Raw genomic sequence first — 24,608 nt, 5'->3', positions numbered from 1 at the left:
GATCCAATCCCAGAATATGCAGGGCGCGGTGCTGATGTTGGATGGCGCGTTGGACCCGCTGGTGCCCCGTGAACAGCTACCGGCCTTCGCCAGGGAGATGGGCGAGGCCGGAGTGGATTGGCAGTTGCTGAGTTATGGTGGCGCGGTGCATTCGTTCACCGATCCTGCCGCCAACCATCCGGGCACCGCGCAATACAACGCCACGGTTTCGCGGCGCGCCTTCACCGCCATGTACGCGCTGCTGGACGAAGTCTTCGCCTGAGCCCTAAGCCAGGTGTGCGAGCCCGTAGGGTGGGCTTCAGCCCACCACCCGCCGTCCAGATCAGCGCGGCAACTCGATGCGGCTGGTTTCGCCCGGCACCACTGGCCAGTCTCCGGCCGCCCAACGGCTGCGCGCCTGCTCGATCAGTTCCGGGCTGCTGGACACGAAGTTCCAGTTCATCCGTCGCGGCCCATCCAATGGTGCGCCGCCGATCATCGCCAGGTGGCTACCGCTGCATGCGGAAAGCACGTACTCCACGCCCTCTGGCAGCACCACCAGACTGCGTGCTTCGAGCGGCTGGTCGTCCAGCATTGCTTCGCCTTCCAGCAGATAGAGCGCCCGCTGGGGATGTTCGCAGGGGATGGTCAAGGTGGCGCCGGCTTCCAGATGCAGGTCTGCGTAGAGGGTAGGGGAGAGCACCGGTACAGGCGATTCCAGGCAGAAGCCGGTTCCGGCGATCAGGCGGATGCGCACACCGAGTGCTTCCTGCTGCGGCAGGCTCGCCGCCGGATGATGGCTGTAGCTGGGTTCGCAATCCTCGAATTCCTTCGGCAGGGCCAGCCAGACTTGCAGGCCGTGTGCGCGCGAGCCGCTGGTCATCAGCTTCGCCGGGGTGCGCTCGACATGGGCAACGCCGCGGCCGGCGGTCATCCAGCTGACGTCGCCCGGCTTCACCAATTGGTCCGAGCCCAGGCTGTCCTTGTGTTGCAGCTCGCCTTCGAACAGGTAGGTGAGGGTGGATAGGCCGATATGGGGATGCTGGCGCACGTCCATGCCGGTGCCGGGGGTGTAGTCAGCTTCCAGCATGTGGTCGAAGAACACGAAGGGCCCGACGCTGCGGCACTGGGCCGACGGCAGCGGTCGGAGGATGGGTTGCCCGGCGACTTCTTCGGCGCGCGGCCGTATGGTGAGAATGTTCATGCTCAGGTTTCCTGCTCGGGTCACTGGCTGAAGTTGCCTTCGGCAAGGCGCGTTTCGATGCTCACTTCCACCTGGGTCATCAGCTTGTGTACCGGGCACTTGTCGGCGATGCGCAGCAGGGTGGCGCGTTGCTCGTCGGTGAGGGCGCCGCGCAGGGTCAGTTTCACATCCAGGCGGTAGTGCCCCTTGCGTTCCTCGCTGTCGTCGCGGGTCACCTCAACGTCCACGCCAGTCAGCGGGATGCCGTTTTTCTGGGCGTAATAGGTGACGGTCAGGGCCTTGCAGCTGCCCAGCGCTGCATCGAAGTAGTCATGAGGCTCCGGGTCCCCACCGGCGCCGCCAAGGTCCGTCGGCAGGTCAGTGAACAGCGGTGCCTTGCCTTCCAGTTCGATGCGTTGGCGCGTGCCGTTGGCGGAATCACGGGTGAGACGGATGGTCATGGTGGGCCTCCTGGCCGATGAGCGGAACAGTCCCCGCTAGGCTAGCGCAAAGGGCGGCGGCCGGGCAGCGGGTAACCCGGTTGAACGCGGTCAGCCGGCTGCCGGTCTATAGTCGCTCATACATCCGGGAGGACCTGCCTTGTATCGACTGAGGACCAGTCTCGCCGCACTGCTGCTGACGGCGACCATGCCGGGGGAAGCGCGCGAGTACCACTACAGCGACGCCCACCTGCACTACGTGGATTTCTTCCAGGAAACCGATGGCATGAAATCCCTCCTGGATGCGATGGACAAGGGTGGCATCGACCACGCAATGATCTCTGGTATTCCGGTGGCCAAGAAGTGGCACGAGGATGAACCCAAGCGGCCGCGCTACTACGCTGGCGACGACGCCGGAGCCTACTGGTACAGCGCCACCGACGTGCTGGTGGCCGCAGCGGTGAAGCAACTGCCGGTCGAGCAGCGCAAGCGTTTTCATCCCTTTCTCAGCGGTTTCAACCCCAACGACAAGAACTCCGACGCCCACATTCGCCGCATGCTCGAACTGGACCCGGGCCTTTGGCAGGGTATTGGCGAGGTGTTCACCCGCCACGACGATCTCACCGCCCTCATCGATGGCGACACGCCGCGCGCCAACAACGAGGCCATGAGCCGCATCTACCACCTGGCGGCCGAGTACGACCTGCCGGTGCTGCTGCACTCCAACATCACCTCCAAGCGTGAGCGCAATCCGCTTTACCTGCAGGAAGTGGAAGAGCCGCTGCGCAACCATCCTCATGTGCGCTTCATCTGGGCCCACGCCGGCTCCAGCCTGGAGATCCACCGCCACCAGACGAAGATGGACTTTCTCCTGTCCACCCTGGAGCGGATGCTGGGGGCCTACCCGAACCTCTACGTCGACCTCTCCTGGAGTGTGCTGAAGCCCTACTTGCTGGATGCCGGCGGCAAGCCGGACCGGCGCTGGCTGGCACTGGTGGAGCGGTATCCGGACCGCTTCATGCTGGGCTCCGACGTGGTCGGGCATTTCGACGGCCTGGGGGATTACCTGACGGCCTACAATGCCTTCCTCGACGCCCTGCCCGAAGCGGTGGCGCGCAAGGTTGCGCGGGACAATTTCCTGGCAGTGCTCCCGCGCAAACACCGGAGCGACATCGCGCAGTGAGTCTGTCACGAGGCTGTCATGGCCGCGTCATAACCTCGCGCCACCGCAAACAAGGAGCGCGACATGATCCCCTTTCGAATGACAGCACTCGTGGCCCTGGGCCTGGCTTCCGGCGTGGCCCTGGCTGATGTACGGGTGGATGGCCCGGTGGAGTACGGCATCTTCGAATCGCAGTATCAGGACTACCAGCCGGGCGAGCGCGTGCTGACCCGCAGCAACCAGAATATCGAGCAGACCGACGAGATCCCGGCCAAGTTGGGCACCAAGTTCGGCATGCGTTACACGCTGCTCGGCAAGCAGGAAAAGGACACCCCGCTGACCCTGCTGTACTTGACCCCCGGTGTGGTTACCCCGGACGGCAAGCGTCACGACAAGTTCGTGGTTGAGCAGAAGATGGCCCCCGGCGCGCCGACGGACGTGATGGCCTACGAATTCACCGAGCACTACGAAGTGGTGCCGGGCGAGTGGCGTTTCATGGTGTTCCAGGGCGACCGTCTGTTGGCCGAGCAGCGTTTCACCGTCCGCTGAGCCCGCGCGTGTCGTCAGGGCGCGCTATATTCGCTGGGTCATAGGTAGGCGCGAGGCGCGGGTCCATGGCCGAACAGATCAGCATCCTGGTGGTGGACGACGACGAGGCGATCCGCGAACTGTTGCTGGATTACCTCGGCGGTCAGGGCTACCAGGTCCATGCCGTCGGCGACAGCGGCCAGCTGCGCGCGCGGTTGGCCGAGGCGCTGCCCGATCTGGTGCTGCTGGATGTAGGGCTGCCCGGCGAGGACGGCCTGAGCCTTGCGCGCTACCTGCGCGAACATCACGACCTGCCGGTGATCATGGTCTCCGGCGCCGGCACGCCACTGGATCGCATCGTCGGGCTGGAGGTCGGTGCTGACGACTACCTGGCCAAGCCCTTTGACCCGCGCGAGCTGCTGGCGCGGGTCAAGACCGTGTTGCGGCGCTATCGTCGCGCCCCGGCGGCGTCCACCCAGCCCGCCACGGAAAGCGAGGGCACCTGCCTGCAACTCGGCCTCTGCCGCCTCGATCTGCAAAGCCGCCAGCTGCTTGACGCCGCCGGAGAGGAAATCCCCCTGACCGCCATGGAGTTCGACCTGCTCCAGGCCTTCGCCCAGCGACCCAACCGGCCGTTATCTCGCGACCAGTTGTTGAACCTGACTCAGCATCGCGACTGGAACCCCTTCGACCGCTCCATCGACATCCGCATAGCGCGCCTGCGCCGCAAGTTGGAAACGGACCCGGACAAACCGCAGATCATCCGCACCGTTCGCGGCGTCGGATACATGTTCGTCCCGGGCTGAGTCTGCAAGAAGCGGTAGGGGCGAAATCATTGCCCGTAGGCGCTGGCTGTTGGCTCGATGGTAAATCTCTTGCAACAGCTAACGCAGACATGCGAATGAATTCGCCCCCACGTCAGCCCTTTGTTTCAATTGTTTCAATGGCTCCGAGGCCCTCCGGGCGCGGCCCGGCTGTCTCTATACTCAGGCTGTCCGCTACCTCCGGAGGGCCTACCGGTGAGCCAGCCCCTGACCAGTCGCTTCGCCGTCAGTGCCGAAGAGCATCGCTTGCGGCAGATCGTCGATAACAGCAGTGCGGTGATCTACGTGAAGGACCTCGACGGCCGCCTGGTCCTGGTCAACCGGGCCTTCGAGCGGCTGTTCAAGGTCCGCGCGGAACGCGTGCTGGGGCATACCGACCACGATTTCTTTCCCAGGGAAATGGCCGATGTGCTGCGCGCTAACGACGTGCGTGTAGCCCAGCTCGGCCATGAGCTGGAGTTCGAGGAACAGGTGCCCATGGGCGGTGGTATCCGCACCTATCTGTCGAACAAATTCCCACTCTTCGATGGTGAAGGGCGGGTCAGCGCTATCTGCGGCATTTCCACTGACATCAGCTCACGCAAGAGCCTGGAAGAGGTGCTGCGATTTGTTGCGCTGGGCGTTTCCGCCGCCACTGGCAACGAAGTGTTCGAGGCCATTGCCCGCTACATGGTGCGCTCCCTGAATGCCGACTTTGCCTTTGTCAGCCGCATCAGCGACCAGGGGCCGCAATGCCTCACCACGCTGGCGCTCTACTACGAAGGACGCTTGCACCAGAACGCTACCTATGACCTGAAGGGGACGCCCTGTGCCGAGGTATTCGGTCGCAGTTTCCACTTCGTGCCTCGCGACCTGCGCTGTTCCTACCCCAGCGACGAAGTGCTGGCCGCTTTCGGTGTCGACAGTTATGCCGGCTACCCGCTCTTTGCCAGTGATGGCCGGCCGCTGGGCCTGATCGCCGCTGGCCGGCTGGGGACGATGAGCGATCGTGACAGGGTGGAATCCGTGCTGCGGATTTTCTCGGTGCGGGCCGCCGCAGAAATCGAGCGGCTGGAGGCGGAAGCCAGCTACCGGGCAATCTTCAACAACTCCGAAGATGCCATCTTCGTCCACGACATCGAGAGTGGCGCCCTGGTGGACGTCAACCCCAAGGCCTGTCGCGCCTACGGCTACAGTTACGAGGAAATGCTCAAGCTGGACATCGATGCCTTCAGCGCCGGCTACGCCCCGTATACCGGCAAGGACGCGGCGGGTTACCTGGCCCGCGCCGCGGCCGGCGAGGTGCAGCGCTTCGAATGGCATCGACGCAACCGCGACGGAAGCCTGCACTGGGATGAAGTGCTGCTGAAGCGCGTCACCATTGGCGGCGTTGACCGCATCCTGGGCATCACCCGCGAGATTACCCAGCGCAAGGAGGCCGAGCAGGCCCTGCGCGCCAGCGAGCTGCAGTACCGGGCCATCACCAACACCGCCCTGGACTGCTTCATCAGCATGGACGAGGCCGGGCGCGTGCTGGCCTTCAACCCGGCGGCCGAGCAGTGCTTTGGCATCAGTCGTGAGCAGGCGCTGGGGCATTCGCTGCTGAAGTTGATCATCCCGCCGCGTTTCCGCGATGCCTATGAACATGCACTGGAGCACTACGTGCAGACCGGCCATGGCGCATTCCTCGGCAAGCGCATGGAGGTGGTGGCGCAGCGCGCCGATGGCCGAGAGTTTGCCGCCGAGCTGGCCCTGACCCAAGTGCCGGGTGACGAGGGGCCGCGCTTTATCTGTTACTTGCGCGACATCACCGAACGTACCCAGGCTGAAGAGGAACGTGCCCGACTGGAGCAGCAGCTACGCCAGGCTCAGCGCATGGAGGCCATCGGGCACCTGACGGGCGGCATCGCCCACGATTTCAACAACTTGCTGACCAGCATGCTGGGCTACACGGTGATGGCCCAGGAGCTGGCGGAGCAGGACAGTGATGAGCGCCTGCGCAAGTACCTGTCGCGGGTTCAGCGCTCGGCGGAGAAGGCTCGCGACCTGATCCAGCAGATGCTCACCTTCAGCCGGGGCAGCCGCGGCAAACCGCAGGTGGTGGCGCTGGACTTGCTGCTGGGGGACTTTATCCGCCTGGTGGAGTCCACCCTGCCGGCGACGGTCGAGCTGGAGGTGCAGCTGGGTCACGACCTGCCCCGGGTACTGGCCGATCCTGTGCAGCTGGAGCAGGTGCTGATGAATCTCTGCATCAATGCCCGCGACGCCATGGGCAGCGTCGGGCAGTTGCGGGTGAGCCTGGCACAGCAGGACCTGGCGGGCGTCTGTGCCTCTTGCCAGCAGCGGATCGCGGGACACTTCGTGGCACTTACCGTCAGCGACAGCGGGCCGGGGATCGATCCGGCGCTGCGGGCGCAGATATTCGAGCCGTTCTTCTCCACCAAGGCCAGCGGTCAGGGCAGTGGCATGGGCCTATCCATGGTGCACGGCATCGTCCATGAGTATGGCGGCCATATTCATCTGGACAGCGCGCCGGGGCAGGGTGCCACCTTCCGTGTGCTGATGCCGGCCCATGGCCCGGCGTCGAACGCGGACGCTGCAGTCGCGCCGGCCGCCGAGCGCCCACAATTGCGTTCGGCCTTGCAGGGGCGGGTGGCCGTGGTGGACGACGACGCTACGGTAGCCGAGTTCATGGGCGAACTGCTGGAGGGCTGGGGGTTGGAGGCCGGCATCTTCTGCGATGCGGAGCAGGCCAGCCTGCTGCTCTGTGCCGACCCTTATGCCTGGGACTTCATCATTCTCGACCAGAGCATGCCGCGCCTCTCTGGCCTGCAACTGGCGCGGCGCCTACTGGCGTCTCGCGCCGACCTGCCCATCGTGCTTTACACCGGTTTCAGCGACGCCCTGCTGGAGAGCGAGGTGCAGCAGCAGGGCGTCAAGGCACTGTTGACCAAACCCCTGAACCAGCAGCGCCTGCACCAACTGTTGCAGGCCTGGCTGGGCAGTCCGAGGAGCGGATACAAAGCCGAAACAAACTGAGCGCTGCCAGCCATAGGGCTGATACAGGACGGGACGAAGCTGGTGTCCAAGGCGGGGCGTTTCCGCCGACCAGAACCCGAGGCAGGAGCGCATCATGTTCACTTACTTCAAGCGCAGTTCGATATTCTTCTACGGCCTGATCAGCTACCTGATCTTCCTGGCCACCTTCGTCTATTCCATCGGTTTCATCGCCAACCTGCCGTTCGCGCCGCGAACCCTGGATGGCGAGCCACGCCTGCCGTTCTGGATCGCCCTTGGAATCGATGTGGCGCTGCTGGCCATCTTCTCCGTACAGCACAGCCTGATGGCCCGCCCGGCCTTCAAGGCCTGGTGGACGCAGTGGATACCACCGGCGGCTGAGCGCAGCACCTATGTTCTGTTTTCCAGTCTTGCGCTGATCCTGCTGTACAGCTACTGGCAACCCCTGGGCGGTGAAATCTGGAACATCGAAAACCGTTCGGGCCGCCTGGTGATGGGCGCGATCTTCGGCTTCGGCTGGGCGCTGGTGCTCTACGCCACCCTCCTGATCAACCACTTCGATCTGTTCGGCCTGCGCCAGGTCTGGCTGAACCTGCTGGGCAAGCCCTACACCGAGTTGGAGTTCAAGACTCCGGGCGCCTACAAGCTGGTGCGCCATCCGCTCTACCTGGGCTGGTTCCTGTGCTTCTGGGCCACTCCGACCATGAGCGCGGCCCACCTGCTGTTCGCGGTACTGACCAGCATCTACATCCTGGCGGCCATTCAGCTGGAAGAACGCGACCTGCTGCGGGCGCATCCTGAATACGCCGACTATCGGCGCCAGGTGCCCATGCTGCTGCCGCGTATGGGTGGCCGTGACAAAGCTGAGCACGATCGCGAAGCGGCCTGAACCGCAGAAAGCAGAAAGCAGAAAGGGCGCCAATGGCGCCCTTTCTTCGTTGCGAAACAGCCGTTAGCCGTTGAAGCGGCGCAGCACCAGGGTGGCGTTGGTGCCACCGAAGCCGAAGCTGTTCGACATCACGGTGTCGACCTTGGCGTTCTCGCGGGTCTCGCGCAGGATCGGCAGGTCGGCGACTTCCGGGTCCAGTTCGTCGATGTTGGCGGAACCGGCCATGAACTTGCCTTCCATCATCAGCAGGCAGTAGATGGCTTCCTGCACGCCGGCGGCGCCCAGGGAGTGGCCGGACAGGCTCTTGGTGGAGCTGATGGCCGGGGCCTTGTCACCGAACACTTCGCGCACGCCGCGGATTTCCGCCACGTCGCCCACCGGAGTGGAGGTGCCGTGAGTGTTCAGGTAGTCGATCGGGGTGTCGACGGTGGACAGCGCCAGCTGCATGCAGCGGATGGCGCCTTCGCCGCTCGGGGCGACCATGTCGTAGCCGTCAGAGGTCGCGCCGTAGCCGACGATTTCGGCGTAGATCTTGGCGCCACGCTTGAGCGCGTGCTCCAGCTCTTCGACTACCACCATGCCACCGCCACCGGCGATGACGAAACCGTCACGCTTGGCGTCGTAGGCGCGGGAGGCTTTCTCCGGGGTTTCGTTGTACTGGGTGGAGAGGGCGCCCATGGCATCGAACAGGCAGCTCTGGCTCCAATGTTCTTCTTCACCGCCGCCAGCGAAGACCATGTCTTGCTTGCCCAGTTGGATCTGCTCCATGGCCTGGCCAATGCAGTGCGCGCTGGTGGCGCAGGCCGAGGAGATGGAGAAGTTCACGCCCTTGATCTGGAAGGGGGTGGCCAGGCAGGCGGATACGGTGCTGCCCATGGTGCGGGTCACACGGTATGGGCCAATGCGCTTGACGCCCTTTTCACGCAGGGTGTCGATGGCTTCCATCTGGTTGACGGTCGAAGCGCCGCCGGAGCCGGCGATCAGGCCAACACGCGGGTTGGAGATCTGCTCTGCGCTCAGGCCGGCGTCTTCGATGGCCTGCTGCATGGCCAGGTAGGCGTAGGCAGCGGCATCGCCCATGAAACGGAAGATCTTGCGATCGATCAGTTCTTCCAGGTTCAGGTTGACGGAGCCGGACACCTGGCTGCGCAAACCCATCTCCGCATAGGAGGGGTTATGGCGAATACCGGCACGGCCGGCGCGCAGGTTGTCGGAGACGGTGGCTTTGTCATTGCCCAGGCAGGAAACGATGCCCAGGCCAGTGATCACGACGCGACGCATGCGGATGTCCTTCAGAAGCTGTCGGTAGAGGTGAACAGGCCGACGCGCAGGCCTTCGGCGCTGTAGATCTCGCGGCCATCGACGGCAACGGTGCCGTCGGCGATGCCGAGGATCAGCGAACGATTAATAGTGCGCTTGATATGGATGTTGTAGGTGATCTTTTTCGCGGACGGCAGGACCTGGCCGAAGAACTTGACTTCGCCGGAGCCGAGGGCGCGGCCGCGGCCAGGGTTGCCCTGCCAGCCGAGGTAGAAGCCGACCAACTGCCACATGGCATCAAGGCCGAGGCAGCCGGGCATGACCGGATCGCCCTCGAAGTGGCAGGCGAAGAACCACAGGTCAGGATTGATATCGAGCTCGGCGACGATCTCGCCTTTGCCGTACTTCCCGCCGGTCTCGCTGATATGCACGATGCGGTCGATCATCAGCATGTTGGGGGCGGGCAGTTGCGCATTACCAGGGCCGAACAGCTCGCCGCGACTGCAGCGCAGCAGGTCTTCCCGGGAATAGGCGTTTTGTTTGGTCATGCGAGCTCCTCAATGGTCCCCGTGTGGCACAGGGCTTTGCATTCATCCTGCTGCCGTGGCCGTTGTAGGGGGGCCAGCTGGCAGACTAGTCATAGACTGTTGCGTTGCGGTGAAAGTCACAGAGTGGCGAGCACAGTCGTTCACCTGAGTGACCTTGACCCGCCCAAAGGGCGCGACAGGGGCATCCCGCTCGCAAAGCGTGGTGCACTTTAACATCCCGGAACACTCGACGAATGTCTGGAAACAGCATCAATCGTTTCAGTCCGACGGTTTGCTTAGCCAGCGCTGCATCACCCGCAGCAGGTCGGCGCGCTTGAAGGGCTTGGCCAGGTAGTCATTCATGCCTGCGGCCAGGCAGGCCTCGCGGTCGCCCTGCAGGGCGTTGGCGGTGAGGGCGATAATCGGCAACGTTGCGCCGCCATTCATCTGGCGAATCTGGCGCGTGGCTTCATAGCCATCCAGCACCGGCAGGCGGCAGTCCATGAGAATAGCGGCATAGTGATTGCGTGACGCCTGGTGCACGGCTTGTGCACCGTCGCCCACCAGGCTCACCTGGAAACCGAGGCTGCGCAGCATGGCCTCTATCACGGTCTGGTTCACCGGGTTGTCCTCCACCAGCAGCACGTGCTGACCGCTGCCTTCACTTGGGGCGTGTGCCTGATTGGTAAGCGTTTCGGCTCCCTCGGGACGGAAAGGCAGGGGAATTTCCAGGGTGAAGACCGACCCCGAACCTTCATGGCTTTCGGCCCGCAGCGTGCCGCCCATGCGTTCGGCCAGGGTGCGGGCGATGGGCAGGCCGAGGCCGGTGCCGCCATAGCGGCGGGAGATCGAGTGATCGGCTTGCTGGAACGCATCGAACATATGCTCCAGGCGGTCGGGGGGGATGCCGATCCCGCTGTCGTGCACGGCACAGGTGAGCCAGAGCACTTCGCTGTCCAGTGCCTGCCAGCGTGTTACGACCTTGATGCCACCTTCCTCGGTGAATTTCAGGGCGTTGCCTACCAGATTGACCAGGATCTGCCTTAGGCGCGTCGGGTCGCCCTGCGCCTCCACCCGCTCCAGGCCGCCCTGGGTGTCCAGCGTCAGGACCAATCCGCGCTGCTGGGCACTGTGCTGGAACACTTGCACCGAACCCAGGATCAGGTCCAGCAAGTTGAAGGGAATGCGTTCCAGCTCCAGGGCGCCGCGTTCGATACGAGAGAAGTCGAGGATGTCGTTGATCACCTTGAGCAGGTGCTCGGTGGACTCGGTGGCCAGCGCCGCGTACTCCGTCTGTTCCTCGGTCATCTCCGTGGTTTCCAGCAGCTGGAGCATGCCCAGCACGCCGTTCATGGGGGTGCGCAGTTCGTGACTCATCATCGCCAGGAAGTCGGATTTGGCCCTGTTTGCCATTTCTGCTTCCTCGCGTGCCTTGATCAGCTGACCCATCGCCTGCTGCTGCTCGTGGCTGGCCTGTTGCAGGCCGCTGGCGAGGTTGTTGATGTGGCGGCCGAGGTCGCCCAGTTCACTGTCGTCTACCACGGGTAGGCTGGCGTCGTAGTTGCCGTCCTGGATGGCCTTGACCGCGTCGCCCATCGCGCTGATGGGTTGCGACAGGCGAGTGGCCAGGCGGCGCGCGAGCAGGAAGGTGAGGAGGAGGGCCATGAACGCGAGCACAGTGGCCTTGAGGAGGATCTCCTGCTGGCGGCTGCTGAAGGCGTCGTTGGACATGCCCACGACTACGCGACCCAAGTAGTTGCCGTCATTGCTGCGGCTGTCTCCCCTGGCCAGGGTGCGCTGCGCCTGCAGGTGCATCTGCTGCTGGATGATGGGCGCGTGGAAAATCTCCACCTGCGCGCCGCTCTTCTCGAGGCGGTCCTGCTGCTCCAGGTAGACCAGGATATTGTCGGCGCGGTCGCGCACTTCGAGAAACCGCACATGGGGCGTGCCCAGGCTGGCCTGGAGCAAGCCTTCCAGTACCTCCAGGTTGCCGGTGACCACACCGTATTCCGCTGCCGGTGCGAGCTGACTGGCGATCAACTGGCCAGTGTGGTTCAGCTCCTGACGCAGGTCCTGCAGGCGGGCGAAGGTGAAGAATCCGGTGAGCAGCAGGGTCAGCAGCAGTGCCGGGCCGAGGCTGATCAACTGGGTGCGGGTGTGGATGTCCCAGCGATGCCGCAAGGTCATGGGCGCGGCTCTCCTTCAGCGGCGGGAGAGTTCGGCGATCGGGGGGAGGGTAGGCACATCTTCCTTTTGCCTCGGTGCGGGGGCGTCCGTGAGGTGAATCTATGTTGGAACTTTAGTCTTGTTATGCCCCAATGCTGGGGGAATTTTTGATACGCGGCGGTCGTTGGGGCGCGAATGCGGCAACCTTGACGTCAAAGAACTGCGGCATCTTAACCGAGGATGATCGCTTTGCCAGCGCGATGGCTCTGGATTGGCGCTGGCCGGTAGACGGCGCCTCCGTATAATGCGTGGATTCGCCATTCCTTTGGCCTACATGGACCCGTTATGACTGAACAGCAACCCGTCGCGGTGCTCGGCGGCGGCAGCTTCGGCACCGCCATCGCCAACCTGCTGGCCGAGAATGGCCAGCGCGTGCGCCATTGGATGCGCGACCCCGAACAGGCCGAGGCGATCCGCACCCTGCGGGAGAACCCACGCTACCTCAAGGGTGTGAAGATCCACCCCGGTGTCGAACCGGATACCGATCTGCCCGCCGTGCTCGCCGATTGCGAGCTGGTTTTCGTCGCCGTGCCGTCCAGTGCATTGCGACCGGTGCTGGAGCCGGTGTCCGGGCTACTGACCGGCAAGCTCCTGGTCAGCACCACCAAGGGCATCGAGGCGAAAAGCTTCAAGCTGATGAGCCAGATTCTCGAAGAAGTGGCTCCGGATGCGCGCATTGGCGTGATTTCCGGCCCCAACCTGGCCAAGGAAATCGCCGACCACGCGCTGACTGCCACGGTGGTTGCCAGCGAGGATGCCGAGCTCTGCCAACGGGTACAGTCCGCGCTGCATGGCCGTACCTTCCGTGTCTACGCCAGCCAGGACCGCTTCGGTGTCGAGCTGGGCGGTGCGCTGAAAAACGTCTACGCCATCATCGCCGGCATGGCCGCCGCCCTGGACATGGGCGAGAACACCAAGAGCATGCTGATCACCCGCGCCCTGGCGGAGATGACCCGCTTTGCCGTCAAGCTGGGCGCCAACCCCATGACCTTCCTGGGGCTGGCCGGTGTGGGCGACCTGATCGTCACCTGTTCCTCCCCCAAAAGCCGCAACTACCAAGTGGGCTACGCCCTGGGCGAGGGCCTGTCCCTGGAAGACGCGGTTTCACGTCTGGGCGAGGTTGCCGAGGGCGTCAACACCCTCAAGGTTCTCAAGAGTCGTTCCGAGGAGCTGCAGGTCTACATGCCGCTGGTCGCGGGGCTGCATGCCATACTTTTCGAAGGGCGTACGTTGGCCCAGGTGATCGAGCTGCTGATGCGCGGCGAGCCCAAGACCGACGTAGACTTCATTCCAACCACCGGCTTCTGATTCACACTTTCGGACAAGGAGATTCCCCATGAGTGAAGAGCGCGAAGACCTGCAGCGCGAGCACATCCTGCTGCGCGTCCTGTGGATGCTGATCTTCGTCATCGTCTGGCAACTGGCTGAAATCGTGCTGGGTGCAGTGGTCCTGCTGCAACTGGGCTACCGCGCCTTCTACGGTGCACCCAATGCCGGCCTGCTGTCGTTCGGCGACAGCCTGAGCCAGTACCTGGCTCAGATTGGCCGTTTCGGCACCTTCAACACCGAGGAGAAACCCTGGCCCTTCGCCGATTGGCCCGAGGCTCGTGCTGCCGAGGGCGAGGCGCCCCATGCGGTGCCGCCAGCTGCTCACCCGGTGCGTGACGAAGAGCCCAAGCTGTGAGGCTCTGGCTGCTGCGCCATGGCGAGGCTGAACCCCGCGCCCGGACCGATGCCGAACGCGAGCTGACGCGCCACGGTCGCAAGGACGTGCTGCACACAGCTGCCCAACTCGCCGGGCAGCCGCTGGGCGCCATTCTGGCCAGCCCTTATGTGCGGGCACAGCAGACCGCTGAGCTGGTTCGTGATGCCCTGGCCTTCAGCGGTGCCGTTGGCACCGCGCCCTGGCTGACCCCGGACAGCGACCCGCGAGAGGCGCTCGACTTCCTCGCCGAACGCAGCGAGCAGGACCTGTTGCTGGTCACCCACAATCCCTTCGTCAGCGAACTGGCCGGTCTGCTGATCCACGGCCATCGCCAGGAGCCGCTGCCCATGGGCACTGCCAGTCTGGCCGAGTTGGAGGGCGACCTGCTGGTCCCCGGTCTCATGTCCTTGCGCGCCGTCCATCACGTTCGCCATCACTGACGATTCGCAACATTTCTTAACTTGCGCCTCCTCCCAAGTGCGTGGAATAGTCGACCAAGCAAGTGCTTGGTTGTCCCCTAAAAAAAGAACAAAGGAGGAGGCCCTGTGGCTGATGCAGTCCGTTTGCCGCTTGAAATGTTTTTCGAGCGTGAAGCCCGTCACCCGAATACGCGCTACCTGGTCCAGCCGCTCGGCGGCGGACGGATCGAGGAGCTGACCTGGGCCGATGTGGGCGAGCAGGCCCGTCGGGCCGCCAGCTGGCTGCGGGGGCGTGACCTGCCCCAGGGCAGCCGTATCGCAATCATTTCCAAGAATTGTGCCCACTGGATCGTGGCCGACCTCGCCATCTGGATGGCTGGCCACGTTTCCGTTCCCCTCTATCCCAACCTCACCGCCGAGTCGGTGCACCAGGTGCTGGAGCATTCCGAATCGGCCCTTGCCTTCATCGGCAAGCTCGATGACTGGCCCGCCATGGCCAGCGGTGTCCCTCAGGGCGTGCCGACCATCGCACTGCCGATTCACCCGGCGGGTGAGTTCGACTTCAGCTGGGCCGACCTGCAGGCCGTCAACCCGATCCAGGACAGCCCCAAGGGCGCCCCGGATCAGCTCGCCACCATCATCTACACCTCCGGGACCACCGGCACGCCCAAGGGCGTCATGCACAATTTCAGCAATTTCGCCTTCGCTGCCGGTCATGGCGTGGAACTGTTCCAGACTGGAGAGGACGACCGCCTGCTGTCCTACCTGCCGCTGTGCCACGTGGCTGAGCGGATGTTCGTGGAGATGGGGTCGCTCTACGCCGGGCAGACGGTGTTCTTCGCCGAGAGTCTGGAAACCTTCCTCGATGACCTGCGCCGTGCTCGTCCCACCGCGATCTTTGGTGTGCCGCGTATCTGGACCAAGTTCCAGATGGGCGTCTATTCGAAGATGCCGGCGGCAAAGCTCGATCGCCTGCTTCGGCTGCCTGTCATCGGCCGCATCGTCGGCCGCAAGGTGTTGGCTGGCCTCGGCCTGGATGCCGTGCGCAATGCCCTGTGCGGCGCCGCGCCAGTGCCCGGTGCGCTGCTGAACTGGTACAAGCGCCTCGGCCTGGAAGTGGCGGAGGTGTATGGCATGACCGAGAACTGCGGTTATTCCCACCTGTGCCTCAAGGGGCGGCACAAGCCCGGCTGGATCGGCCAGAACAGCCCCGGCGTGGAGGTCCGGATCAGTGAGGAGGGCGAGGTGCAGGTGCGCAGCGGCGCCACCATGCAGGGTTACTACAAGGACCCGGAACGCACTGCCGAGACCATCACCGAAGACGGCTTCCTGCGTACCGGCGACAAGGGCGAGCAGGACGCCGACGGCAACCTGCGCCTGACCGGCCGCATCAAGGAAATCTTCAAGACCAGCAAGGGCAAGTACGTGGCGCCGGCGCCCATCGAGAATCGCCTCGCCGTGCATCCGCGCATCGAACAGGTCTGCGTGGTGGGCGACGGCCTGCCCCAGCCCATGGCCCTCTGTGTGCTCTCCGATGTTGGGCGGCAGGAGGCGGCGAACAGTGCCCGCGCCGAGCTGGAAGTCAGCCTGCGCAACCTGCTGGAGGAGGTCAACGGCGACCTCGACAAACACGAGCGCCTGCAGGGGCTGGTGCTGGTCAAGGAAGTCTGGGCGGTGGACAACGGCTTCCTCACCCCGACGCTGAAGATCAAGCGCAACAAGGTGGAAGATGCCTACGGCAAGCGCTTCCCTGAATGGCTCGAACGCCAGGAAGCGGTTGTCTGGCACGAATGATCCAGCCAGGTCGGGACACGTCGTCCCGGCCTCCCACAAGGAGTGACCCCATGGGCCTGTGGCGACAAATCCCCGATCTCGCGCACCTCAACGAATCCCTGACGAACACCATTGGCGAAGGCCTGGACATCCGTTTCGAGGCCTTCGACGAAGAATCCCTGACCGCCAGCATGGTGGTCGACCAGCGCACACATCAACCCTACGGCCTGCTTCACGGCGGCGCCTCAGTGGTGCTGGCGGAAACCCTGGGCTCCACTGCCAGCTACCTGTGCATCGATACCGCGCGCTTCTACTGCGTGGGGCTGGAGGTCAACGCCAACCACCTGCGAGGTCTGCGCAGCGGCCGCGTCACGGCTGTCGCCCGCCCGGTACACCTGGGCCGGACCACCCATGTCTGGGACATCCGGCTCTCGGGCGAAGACGGCAAACCCAGCTGCATTTCCCGCCTGACCATGGCCATCGTGCCCCTCGGTGCCGAGCCGCCGCGGCGCGGCTGACACGTAGGAACGTCAGGCTTCATGCTGCCGTCACAGCTGCGTAGAGTGGATCACGCTTCACCGATCCACCATCGGAGCATGGGCGGGCATCGGACGGTGGAAATGAAAAGCGATTTCCACCCTGCGGGACTATGTCACTCCGGACCAATCCTTCCGCAATTTTGTCCAAGAAGCGCACGGCGCCACGGAGTAAAGTGGCGCCCATGGACCAGACCAACCACATCCCCAGCTGCCTGCCGGGCGTCCGCCTGATCGACGCCCAGTACCAGCACTTCGCCTTTCCCCGGCACTTCCATCTGGAGTACCACCTGGGGTTGGTGGTGCGCGGCCGGCAACGCTACCTGCACCAGGGTGAAAGCCATCAGGCCGACACCGGGGACGTGCTGTTGATGGCGCCGGAGCAGATCCACGATGGTGCCGGAGTCGATGGCCAGAGCTATCAGATCCGCGTGCTGGCTTTCGACCCGCAATGGCTGGACGACGCCAGCCGCAGCCTGAGTGATGAGCGCCAGGGCGCGCCGCGTCTGACCACCAGTATTCTTCGCGACGCCACACTGCGTGGACAGCTGCAAACGTTGCACGGCGCGCTAGCCCAAGGCTCGCGGCTGGAGCAGGAAAGCCAGCTCTGGCCGACCCTGGCCAACCTGCTGGGGCAGGGTTCCACGCTACGCGTCCGTGAGCCGGAACATGGCTTCGATGCCCGCACCTGGGCGCGCTTGCGGGAGTGGCTGGAGTCGCGTCTCGATGCACCGCCTTCGCTGGAGGAGCTGGCCGCGTTCTGCGGCCTCAGCCCCTGGCAGGCGTTGCGCCGCTTCAACCGTCAATGCGGACTGCCGCCTCACCAGTGGCTGACGCAGTTGCGTCTGGAACGTGCCCTGCCAAGGGTGCTGCGCGGCGAGGTTCTGAGCGAAGTGGCGCTGGACCTGGGTTTCTACGACCAGGCGCACTTCTCGCGGCTGTTCCGCCGCACCTATGGCGTGCCGCCGGCCAAGCTGCGCAACCGCTGATCCGCCATCACCGCTGAATCCTCACGATCCTGGAGAACATCCATGCAGGAGACTTCCGTCTTGCTGTCGCTGGCGGCCGTGTTCGCCGTCGCCCTGGTCAGCCCCGGCCCCGATGTCGCGCTAGTCGTTCGCACCGCCGTGCATCAAGGACGTCGAGCCGGGCTACTCAGCGCACTGGGCCTGGCCTGCGGCATCCTCGTTCACGGCACCCTGGTGCTGACCGGCGTGGCGCTGTTGCTCAGTCGCTCGCCGCTCCTGTTCGATCTGCTGCAACTGCTCGGCGCCAGCTACCTCGGCTGGCTCGGCGTCGGTGCCGTGCGCAGCTGGTTCCAGCGCGGGGAGGGCGCCAATGGACGGCTGGCCAGCGCGCTGCCGCCCTCGGCCCTGGGGCCCTGGCTGCGAGGGCTGGCCACCAACCTGTTCAATCCGAAAGCGCTGGTGTTCTTCCTCGCGCTGCTATCGGGGCTGATTCCGGCGGATATGTCCGTTGCCGGCAAGCTCGGTGCCGCCGGCATCCTTTTCGGCATGGGGCTGGCCTGGTTCAGCGTGCTGGGCCTGGCGTTGACCCGTGGCAGCGCCCAGCAGCGCCTGCTGCGCGTCGCGCCGGTCATCGATCTGGCCTGCGGGCTGGTGTTCCTCCTGGTGGCGTTGGCCATAGTCGGGCGGCTGTTGGCACCGGGGGTTTGGCAGTAGCGCCATCATCACTGGCGGTTACAGTCATTGCCGCGTGAACGAGGCTGCCGGAGAATCCCCAGCATCCCCCGACGAGCTGGACGCCATGTCGCACACCATCTTCTTCGCCCACGCCAACGGCTTTCCTTCGGCCACCTACGGCAAGCTCTTCGCCGCCCTGGCCCCGGACTTCCGCGTCGAACACCTGGAACAGCACGGGCACGACCCGCGCTTCCCGGTGAACGACAACTGGGAGAATCTGGTGGACGAATTGATCCACCACCTGGAAGGGCAAGGCGATCCGGTCTGGGGCCTGGGTCATTCGCTCGGCGGCGTGCTGCACTACCATGCCGCGCTCCTTCGCCCCGACCTCTATCGTGGCGTGGTGATGCTGGACTCCCCGGTATTGACCCTGGCTGACCGCATCGTCATCCGTGCGGCCAAGCGCTTTGGCTTCATCGACCGCATCACCCCGGCCGGCCGCACCCTGGGTCGTCGCGAGGAGTTCGGTGACTTCAACGAGGCCCGTGATTACTTCGCCGGCAAGGCCCTGTTCCGCCGTTTCGACCCCGAGTGCCTGGACGCCTATGTCCAGCATGGCCTGGCACGCCAGGGCGAAAGCCTGCGGCTGAAGTTCGACGCCGCCACCGAAATCAGCATCTACCGCAGCGTGCCGCACCGCACGCCGGGCCGTCCGCAGCAGCTCAAGGTGCCTTTGGCGCTGGTGCGCGGACGCCACAGCAAGGTGGTATTGCCGCACCATGCGCGGTTGCTGAAGCGGGTACCACACGGGGAATACCTGTCGCTGCCCGGTGGGCATATGTTCCCCCTCGAACGCCCGCAGGAAACCGCCGAGCTGCTCAAGTCCGTATTCGGCCGCTGGGACGGCCGCCGTCAGGAGGCCAGCGCATGACTGCCCAGGTCGAAGAAATCCGCCTCAACCTGCCGCACATCGAACTGGCAGCGCACCTCTACGGGCCCGAAGACGGCCAGCCGGTGATAGCCCTGCACGGCTGGCTGGACAACGCCAACAGCTTCGCCCGCCTGGCGCCGCGCCTGCCGGGGCTGCGCATCGTCGCCCTCGACTTCGCCGGCCACGGGCTGTCCGCCCACCGTGCACCGGGGGCCAGCTACCTGCTGTGGGACTATGCCGCTGATGTGCTGCTGGTGGCCGAACAACTGGGCTGGGAGCGTTTTTCCCTGCTTGGCCACTCCATGGGCGCCATCGTCTCGGTGATGCTGGCCGGTGCCATGCCCGACAGGGTCGAGCGCCTGGCCCTGATCGATGGCCTGATGCCCTACACCGGCGAGGCCGAGCAGGCGCCGACCAAGCTGGGTGAGGCGCTGCGCGCGCAACTGGCGCTGACGGGCAAGCGCAAGCCGGTCTACGCCGCTATCGACCGCGCCGTCGAGGCACGCATGCGTGGCACTGGTGGGGTCAGCCGCGAGGCCGCTGAACTGCTCGCCGAGCGCGGCCTGATGCCGGTGCCTGGTGGCTACACCTGGCGCACCGACAGCCGACTTACCCTGCCGTCGCCGCTGCGCCTGACCCGCGCCCATGCGCTGGCCTTTGCCCATGCGGTGAAGTGCCCGTCCATGCTGGTGCTGGCGGAGGAGGGGCTGCTGCATGTGGAACCCAAGTTCGCCGGCCTGCTGGAAGGGTTGTCATTCGACGTGCATCGCTTGCCTGGCAAGCATCACCTGCACCTGGATGACGAGGCCGGTGCCCAGGCGGTAGCAGACTGTTTCAATCCCTTCTTCGCGATTCCTTGACTTGAACCCGCCAACCGGGAAGGCTGGCGGCTTTTGGTCAGGGAACAGCGGGATGGTCGAAACCGTTGTGCGGCGCGGCTCGATCCGTGGCAAGCGGCAGGAAAAGGCCCGAAAGCTGGTCCAGACTGCTCACTCCAGGACCTATCGATAAGGATGCGCATGCGCCTCACCCTTCTTGCCGGCTTGCTGCTGGCAACATCCGCCCAGGCTGCCGACCCGCCTGGCAGCCACGACCTGGCAGCGCTGCCGCGCTTTCCCCACGCCGAAATCACCGAGTTCCAAGAGAGCCCGGACCAGGAACGGGTCTTCCCGCAAAGCTCCATCCGCCGTATCAGCAATAAGTTGCGCATGGAGCGCAAGGTCGAAGTCGAAGGGCGACAGACCTCGGTGACGTATCGCCTGCCCGCCGGCCACAGCTCGGCCGACGCCTTCGACCGCGCCCGAAAGGACCTGCTGGCCAATGGGGCCGAGCTGCTCTACTGGTGCCAGGGCCGCGACTGCGGCTCCAGCAGCCTCTGGGCCAATTCAATCTTTGGAAACGCCAAACTGTATGGCTCTGATGAGCAACAGGCTTACCTGCTACTGCGTCTGGCCGAACCGCACCAGGACAGCCTGCTGGCCCTCTACAGCATTACCCGGGGCAACCGCCGGGCCTACCTGTATGCCGAGCAACTGGATGCCAGCGCGCCCCTGGGTGAACTGCTGCCCACACCCGATACCCTGATGCGTGAACTCAAAAGCAGCGGCGAGCTGCACCTGGCCCGTCTACCGGACGAGCCGTCGGACGCCTGGGCCACGCTGCTGGGGCGTTGCCTCAACCTCGACAGCACCTTGCGCATCAGCCTGGCCGGCGCAGGTGCCGAAGCCTGGCGCGAAGCGCTGGTGGGGCAGGGCGTGCGTGCTGCTCGACTGGAACTGGGCGAAGGCAAGGCCCCTGGCCTGCACCTGAACCTTCTGCGCTGAGAAACGGTCAGGATCAGTCTCTATGCTTGTGCTTGCCGGTCACGCAATGCGTTCTGGCAGGCACGGCCTTTCTTATCTGCTCGCCGGAGTGATTCAGGGATGTTGAACAACGATCGCCTATTGGTGCAGATACTCCTGCTGACCTTGCTCGGCGCCTGCCTCTGGGTGCTGGCGCCTTTTGTCTCGGCGCTGTTCTGGGCTGCCGTGCTGGCCTTTGCCAGCTGGCCGCTGATGCGCCTGCTGTGCAACCTGCTGAAGGGCCGCGAAACCGCCGCCGCCGGTGTGCTCACGGCAGGCTGGGTGGTGCTGGTGGCGTTGCCCCTGGCCTGGCTGCTGGGCAACCTGGCCGAGCATGTGCGCGACGCCACCGAACTGGTGAAGAACGTGCAAGTGGAAGGGTTGCCGCCGCCGCCGGCATGGCTGCCGGAGATTCCCCTGGTGGGTGAGCGCCTGGTGCGCGTCTGGCAGTCCATCGATGCCCAGGGCTCGGCCATCTTCGCCAGCCTCAAGCCTTATATGGGGCAGGCCGGCAACTGGGTGCTGGCGCGCAGCGCGCAGATCGGCGGCGGCATCGTCGAGCTGGTGCTTAGCCTGGTGCTGGTGTTCTTCTTCTATCGCGATGGCCCGCGCATGGCCTTGTTCGTCGAACGTGGCCTGGAGCGGTTGATTGGCGAGCGCGCCGAGCATTACCTGGCGCTGGTGGCCGGCACCGTGCAGCGGGTGGTCAACGGCGTGATCGGTACGGCCGCTGCCCAGGCCGTGCTGGCGCTGATCGGCTTCTGGATTGTCGGCGTTCCCGGTGCCCTGGTGCTGGGTATCGCCACCTTTGCCCTCAGCCTCATCCCCATGGGGCCACCGCTGGTGTGGGGGCCGGTCACCGCCTGGCTGGCCTGGCATGGTGATTATGGTTACGCCATATTCCTCGGTATCTGGGGCATGTTCGTCATCAGCGGCGTGGACAACGTGCTGAAGCCCTACCTCATCAGCCGGGGCGGCAATCTCCCGCTGGTGGTGGTATTGCTCGGGGTATTCGGCGGCATTCTTGCTTTCGGCTTCATGGGGCTGTTCCTCGGCCCCACCCTGCTGGCGGTGGCCTACAGCCTGATCTCGGACTGGATCGGCGATTCGCAGCCGCAGGTGGTGGTTCCGCCGGAGACCAAGGTGCAGGAGCATCCGCCATCCTGAGGGGGCCGTGGTCATGAGTCATCGGCTCTGCCTGTGACGATCGAGCATCCCTGATGTACAGGATGAAGCCGGATTGCCTGTAGGAGCGAGCTTGCTCGCGAACAGCCCGAGCACGATCTTTCGCGAGCAAGCTCGCTCCTACACGTCAGTAGCCCGGATGAAATCCGGGGAAAGTCCAATCGCCGCTCCCGGATTTCATCCGGGCTACGATCTGGTCGCGACTCCATGCAGGAAGAACCAGGACACTAGGGCAATCAGCAGGCTGGCCCACCAGGGAAGCAGTGCGGCGAGGGAGATGAGGTCTTCATAAGGGGAGGTCTTGCGACGACGTGCCATTCCATGTGCTCTCGTGGTATCCATACGTGGCACAAGGCCATGCGCGAAGCTAACGCGGTAGACTGCCCTTCGTAAATAGCCACCCGTAACGACTTTGGGCTAACTGGACCAGCGCCAGCCATGCCTCCACTGAACCAAGGAGCGGTCCAGGTGAAAGCCTTATCCACCCTCTTCCTGCTTGCAGGGCTGACGGCCACCGCTCAGCAGACCTTCGCAGCCGAATCCAAGCCCATTGCCACGCAAGCGGCAGAAGCCATTCAGCCCTACGCCAAGAAGTTGGGCGACGCGGTTGACCAAACCGTGCATGAGTTCTTTGCCGGCACCGATGGCCCACTAGGCGATGCCGCGCGCAGCAACCTTCAGAGCCGAGAGCAAGCCGAACGGGAGGCAAATCGCGGAACACGTAAGTCCATGAAGGAGTGCATCAAACCGGGAAACGTCATTGATGATGACGTGAATGAGTGCATGGAGGGACTAAGAGAAAAGACTTGGTAAAAAACTTTCTTTTATATGAGCTGATGGCGGAATATTTAATGCCACATTTCATAGCTGTAAAAATACACTACGACCATAGAGAGTCCCTTGCCCCTCACCTGAAGTACTCAACCCCTCCGACCCCCGATCAATACAATGAATATCTTAAGCTATTCAGAACCGAGGGAATAGGCGGAAATGGCTTTCATGAATGCCTAAATTTCGCAATACCTGAGAGCGGCAATGTACAAATATATTTACCACCAACTTGCTTGCCAGCCAAAAACAAAACAGACGATGAATTTATTGTATTTTCGTTCACCTACAAGGGTGACAAAGATCTCTCAGCCAACATAGTAGGCCTCCACGCAGGAACTCGGATATTAAGCGTGGATGGTTATGGAATCCCTCGCGAAGACATAGAAAATGTCGAAGGGATTGAACCAATGCACTACCATGCAGAAGCGCCTGCAGACTTAGTAACCCTTTTAGTTCCTCCACTTCCGTACGACCATCAAGATGGCATCTTCACTCCAAAGTACCAGAACTTGGGCTACGGTTTACGATATTTGACGGAAGAGCATGCTCAGAACATTGTTAACGCTTCTCTAGAATCTGCAAGGCTTGAGTTAAAAAGATCAAGTATTTCACAGCGAACCGTTATCGAGCGCCAAATAGAGGTTCTTGAAAGAGTCAACGAAAGATATTTCAAAGCTTCCAGAGCGGGACTTGTCACACCCCCGAAAAGTTCAAAGCCCACTTTGCCCAACAAGGACATAGGCTATCTCGGAGAAAAGCTGATATACGAGCGTGAGCTTGAATACGTGAAAAGCATCAACCTCGCAGCCAGTGAAGTGGAGTGGGTTTCACAATCGGCGCCGACTTCACCTTTCGACATAAAAACCATCCGAGAACTCAATGGCGGCTATCGAGACCACTACATCGAAGTAAAATCGAGCACTGCTCTTGACGATGTAAGCATCTACATCTCATCCGGACAAATTGATTTCTTTGAAGAAGCTCAAGAAAATGGATCCTTTACTTTTGTGCAATTTGATAGAGAAAGACAGCACGTAAGCACTCGAGACCTAAGCATAAAAGAAATAAAAGAAGAGTTCGAACTATCCCCAATCAAATACAAAGTATCTAAAAAGAAATCTTAAGCTTAATCCCACCATTTATTCCAGATGCAATTCAGGAGTCCTCGACTCGGGTAGGTCGAGGTGCTCCTTAACAAAGCCTCTAGCCCCCGCCAATCTCCTATGTATTTGGAGAAATATGGTCTGTCCCGGGCTGAGGACCAAGGCTGCGCGGAGGTCTTCTCAGCGCAGCTCTGGCTGAACCCTGAATTGACGCGGCCCTTAGACCGACTCCTCAACCCAGTTTATGGCGCTCACGATACCCCAGTTGCCACTTTCATTCGGACGCCGCCAGCACGCGGTTGGTAAGCGCTCCACAAACCCCACCTTCATTTGAACTGTCCGCTTGCGGATGCTGGGCTCCCGTTTTCCCAGTGGAGCCCCGTCATGATGCGTCCGGACGCCAAGGTCAAAGCCGTCTACCTCTATCCGAAGCCCGTCGACTTCCGGAAATCCATTGATGGTCTGGCGGCCCTGGTGGAGCTGGATATCAAGGTGGCCGTGTTCGACCCCGTGTTGTTTGTCTTCCTCAACAAGACCCGCAACCGGGTGAAGATCCTCTATTGGGAACGCAATGGCTTCTGCCTGTGGTTCAAGCGCCTGCAGGCTGAGCGCTTCAAGACCAAGCC

Annotated in this window: 24 protein-coding genes and 2 pseudogenes; 20 read left to right on the top strand and 6 right to left on the bottom strand. The window is 63.3% G+C overall.

Annotated elements, in window-relative coordinates:
* Positions 1–7: 7 nt before the first annotated feature.
* A pseudogene (locus G559_RS0117190) lies at positions 8–262 on the top strand (dienelactone hydrolase family protein); the annotation flags it as partial.
* A gap of 60 nt (positions 263–322) precedes the next feature.
* Here G559_RS0117190 and G559_RS0117185 read toward each other — a convergent pair.
* Both G559_RS0117185 and G559_RS0117180 read right to left on the bottom strand, forming a co-directional pair.
* Entirely contained in the window at positions 323–1,183 is an 861-nt protein-coding gene (locus G559_RS0117185) for a pirin family protein (RefSeq protein ID WP_028629417.1), read from the bottom strand.
* A gap of 20 nt (positions 1,184–1,203) precedes the next feature.
* On the bottom strand, positions 1,204–1,623 hold the full coding sequence (locus G559_RS0117180; protein WP_028629416.1) for an OsmC family protein: 420 nt from the start codon (positions 1,621–1,623) through the stop codon (positions 1,204–1,206).
* A gap of 187 nt (positions 1,624–1,810) precedes the next feature.
* Here G559_RS0117180 and G559_RS0117175 point away from each other — a divergent pair, with 187 nt between their 5' ends.
* The 5 genes from G559_RS0117175 (at position 1,811) to mddA (ending at position 8,002) form a co-directional block, all read left to right on the top strand.
* Positions 1,811–2,785, top strand: coding sequence for an amidohydrolase family protein (locus G559_RS0117175; protein WP_245586516.1), 975 nt, complete (start codon positions 1,811–1,813; stop codon positions 2,783–2,785).
* A gap of 63 nt (positions 2,786–2,848) precedes the next feature.
* Positions 2,849–3,313, top strand: coding sequence for a DUF3859 domain-containing protein (locus tag G559_RS0117170; RefSeq protein ID WP_028629414.1), 465 nt, complete (start codon positions 2,849–2,851; stop codon positions 3,311–3,313).
* 65 nt (positions 3,314–3,378) lie between these two features.
* On the top strand, positions 3,379–4,098 hold the full coding sequence (locus tag G559_RS0117165; RefSeq protein WP_028629413.1) for a response regulator: 720 nt from the start codon (positions 3,379–3,381) through the stop codon (positions 4,096–4,098).
* Between the two features lie 213 nt (positions 4,099–4,311).
* A complete protein-coding gene (locus tag G559_RS0117160) occupies positions 4,312–7,134 on the top strand; it encodes a PAS domain-containing hybrid sensor histidine kinase/response regulator (RefSeq protein WP_028629412.1) in 2,823 nt (940 codons plus the stop codon).
* Positions 7,135–7,228: 94 nt separating this feature from the next.
* A complete protein-coding gene (gene mddA, locus G559_RS0117155; RefSeq protein ID WP_028629411.1) occupies positions 7,229–8,002 on the top strand; it encodes a methanethiol S-methyltransferase in 774 nt (257 codons plus the stop codon).
* 63 nt (positions 8,003–8,065) lie between these two features.
* Here mddA and fabB read toward each other — a convergent pair whose 3' ends face one another.
* The 3 genes from fabB to G559_RS0117140 form a co-directional block, all read right to left on the bottom strand.
* Entirely contained in the window at positions 8,066–9,283 is a 1,218-nt protein-coding gene (fabB, locus tag G559_RS0117150) for a beta-ketoacyl-ACP synthase I (protein ID WP_028629410.1), read from the bottom strand.
* 11 nt (positions 9,284–9,294) lie between these two features.
* Entirely contained in the window at positions 9,295–9,810 is a 516-nt protein-coding gene (gene fabA, locus G559_RS0117145; RefSeq protein ID WP_028629409.1) for a 3-hydroxyacyl-[acyl-carrier-protein] dehydratase FabA, read from the bottom strand.
* A gap of 258 nt (positions 9,811–10,068) precedes the next feature.
* A complete protein-coding gene (locus G559_RS0117140; protein ID WP_028629408.1) occupies positions 10,069–11,976 on the bottom strand; it encodes an ATP-binding protein in 1,908 nt (635 codons plus the stop codon).
* Between the two features lie 324 nt (positions 11,977–12,300).
* On the opposite strand from G559_RS0117140, the gene G559_RS0117135 reads away from it, so the two are divergent.
* From G559_RS0117135 to G559_RS0117085, 11 genes are all read left to right on the top strand, one after another.
* Positions 12,301–13,323, top strand: coding sequence for an NAD(P)H-dependent glycerol-3-phosphate dehydrogenase (locus tag G559_RS0117135; RefSeq protein WP_028629407.1), 1,023 nt, complete (start codon positions 12,301–12,303; stop codon positions 13,321–13,323).
* A gap of 28 nt (positions 13,324–13,351) precedes the next feature.
* Positions 13,352–13,699: a DUF4389 domain-containing protein gene (locus tag G559_RS0117130; RefSeq protein ID WP_028629406.1), complete on the top strand. Its 348-nt coding sequence runs from the start codon at positions 13,352–13,354 to the stop codon at positions 13,697–13,699.
* Positions 13,696–14,160 carry a phosphohistidine phosphatase SixA gene (gene sixA / locus G559_RS0117125; protein ID WP_028629405.1) on the top strand — a complete coding sequence of 155 codons (465 nt, stop codon included), beginning with the start codon at positions 13,696–13,698 and terminating at the stop codon, positions 14,158–14,160. The genes G559_RS0117130 and sixA overlap by 4 nt, the downstream gene beginning before the upstream one ends.
* 105 nt (positions 14,161–14,265) lie before the next feature.
* Positions 14,266–15,933: an AMP-binding protein gene (locus G559_RS0117120; RefSeq protein ID WP_028629404.1), complete on the top strand. Its 1,668-nt coding sequence runs from the start codon at positions 14,266–14,268 to the stop codon at positions 15,931–15,933.
* A gap of 50 nt (positions 15,934–15,983) precedes the next feature.
* Entirely contained in the window at positions 15,984–16,430 is a 447-nt protein-coding gene (locus G559_RS0117115) for a hotdog fold thioesterase (RefSeq protein WP_028629403.1), read from the top strand.
* Positions 16,431–16,633: 203 nt separating this feature from the next.
* A complete protein-coding gene (locus G559_RS0117110; RefSeq protein ID WP_028629402.1) occupies positions 16,634–17,437 on the top strand; it encodes an AraC family transcriptional regulator in 804 nt (267 codons plus the stop codon).
* A 42-nt stretch (positions 17,438–17,479) separates the two neighbouring features.
* Positions 17,480–18,130 (top strand): LysE family translocator, encoded by a 651-nt coding sequence (locus G559_RS0117105; RefSeq protein ID WP_028629401.1) that lies wholly within the window; start codon positions 17,480–17,482, stop codon positions 18,128–18,130.
* A gap of 85 nt (positions 18,131–18,215) precedes the next feature.
* Positions 18,216–19,022, top strand: coding sequence for an alpha/beta fold hydrolase (locus tag G559_RS0117100; RefSeq protein WP_028629400.1), 807 nt, complete (start codon positions 18,216–18,218; stop codon positions 19,020–19,022).
* Positions 19,019–19,882 carry an alpha/beta fold hydrolase gene (locus G559_RS0117095; RefSeq protein WP_028629399.1) on the top strand — a complete coding sequence of 288 codons (864 nt, stop codon included), beginning with the start codon at positions 19,019–19,021 and terminating at the stop codon, positions 19,880–19,882. The genes G559_RS0117100 and G559_RS0117095 overlap by 4 nt, the downstream gene beginning before the upstream one ends.
* A 159-nt stretch (positions 19,883–20,041) precedes the next feature.
* The gene (locus G559_RS0117090; RefSeq protein ID WP_028629398.1) at positions 20,042–20,845 is read left to right on the top strand and encodes a DUF4892 domain-containing protein; all 804 of its coding nucleotides are present in this window, start codon (positions 20,042–20,044) and stop codon (positions 20,843–20,845) included.
* A gap of 99 nt (positions 20,846–20,944) precedes the next feature.
* Positions 20,945–22,030 carry an AI-2E family transporter gene (locus tag G559_RS0117085; RefSeq protein WP_028629397.1) on the top strand — a complete coding sequence of 362 codons (1,086 nt, stop codon included), beginning with the start codon at positions 20,945–20,947 and terminating at the stop codon, positions 22,028–22,030.
* Positions 22,031–22,243: 213 nt separating this feature from the next.
* Here G559_RS0117085 and G559_RS31330 read toward each other — a convergent pair.
* Positions 22,244–22,366: pseudogene (locus G559_RS31330) on the bottom strand (restriction endonuclease); the annotation flags it as partial.
* 150 nt (positions 22,367–22,516) lie between these two features.
* On the opposite strand from G559_RS31330, the gene G559_RS0117075 reads away from it, so the two are divergent.
* From G559_RS0117075 to tnpB, 3 genes are all read left to right on the top strand, one after another.
* Entirely contained in the window at positions 22,517–22,861 is a 345-nt protein-coding gene (locus G559_RS0117075) for a hypothetical protein (RefSeq protein ID WP_028629396.1), read from the top strand.
* A gap of 38 nt (positions 22,862–22,899) precedes the next feature.
* Positions 22,900–24,003 carry a protein NO VEIN domain-containing protein gene (locus G559_RS29940; protein ID WP_162144824.1) on the top strand — a complete coding sequence of 368 codons (1,104 nt, stop codon included), beginning with the start codon at positions 22,900–22,902 and terminating at the stop codon, positions 24,001–24,003.
* Positions 24,004–24,366: 363 nt separating this feature from the next.
* Positions 24,367–24,608: IS66 family insertion sequence element accessory protein TnpB (gene tnpB / locus G559_RS0117070; RefSeq protein WP_028628564.1), on the top strand; the 242-nt coding region annotated here is incomplete at its 3' end.

Origin of the sequence: Metapseudomonas resinovorans DSM 21078, assembly GCF_000423545.1 — a bacterium.
GTDB lineage: Bacteria > Pseudomonadota > Gammaproteobacteria > Pseudomonadales > Pseudomonadaceae > Metapseudomonas > Metapseudomonas resinovorans.
This window is presented reverse-complemented; position numbering and strand designations above follow the sequence as displayed.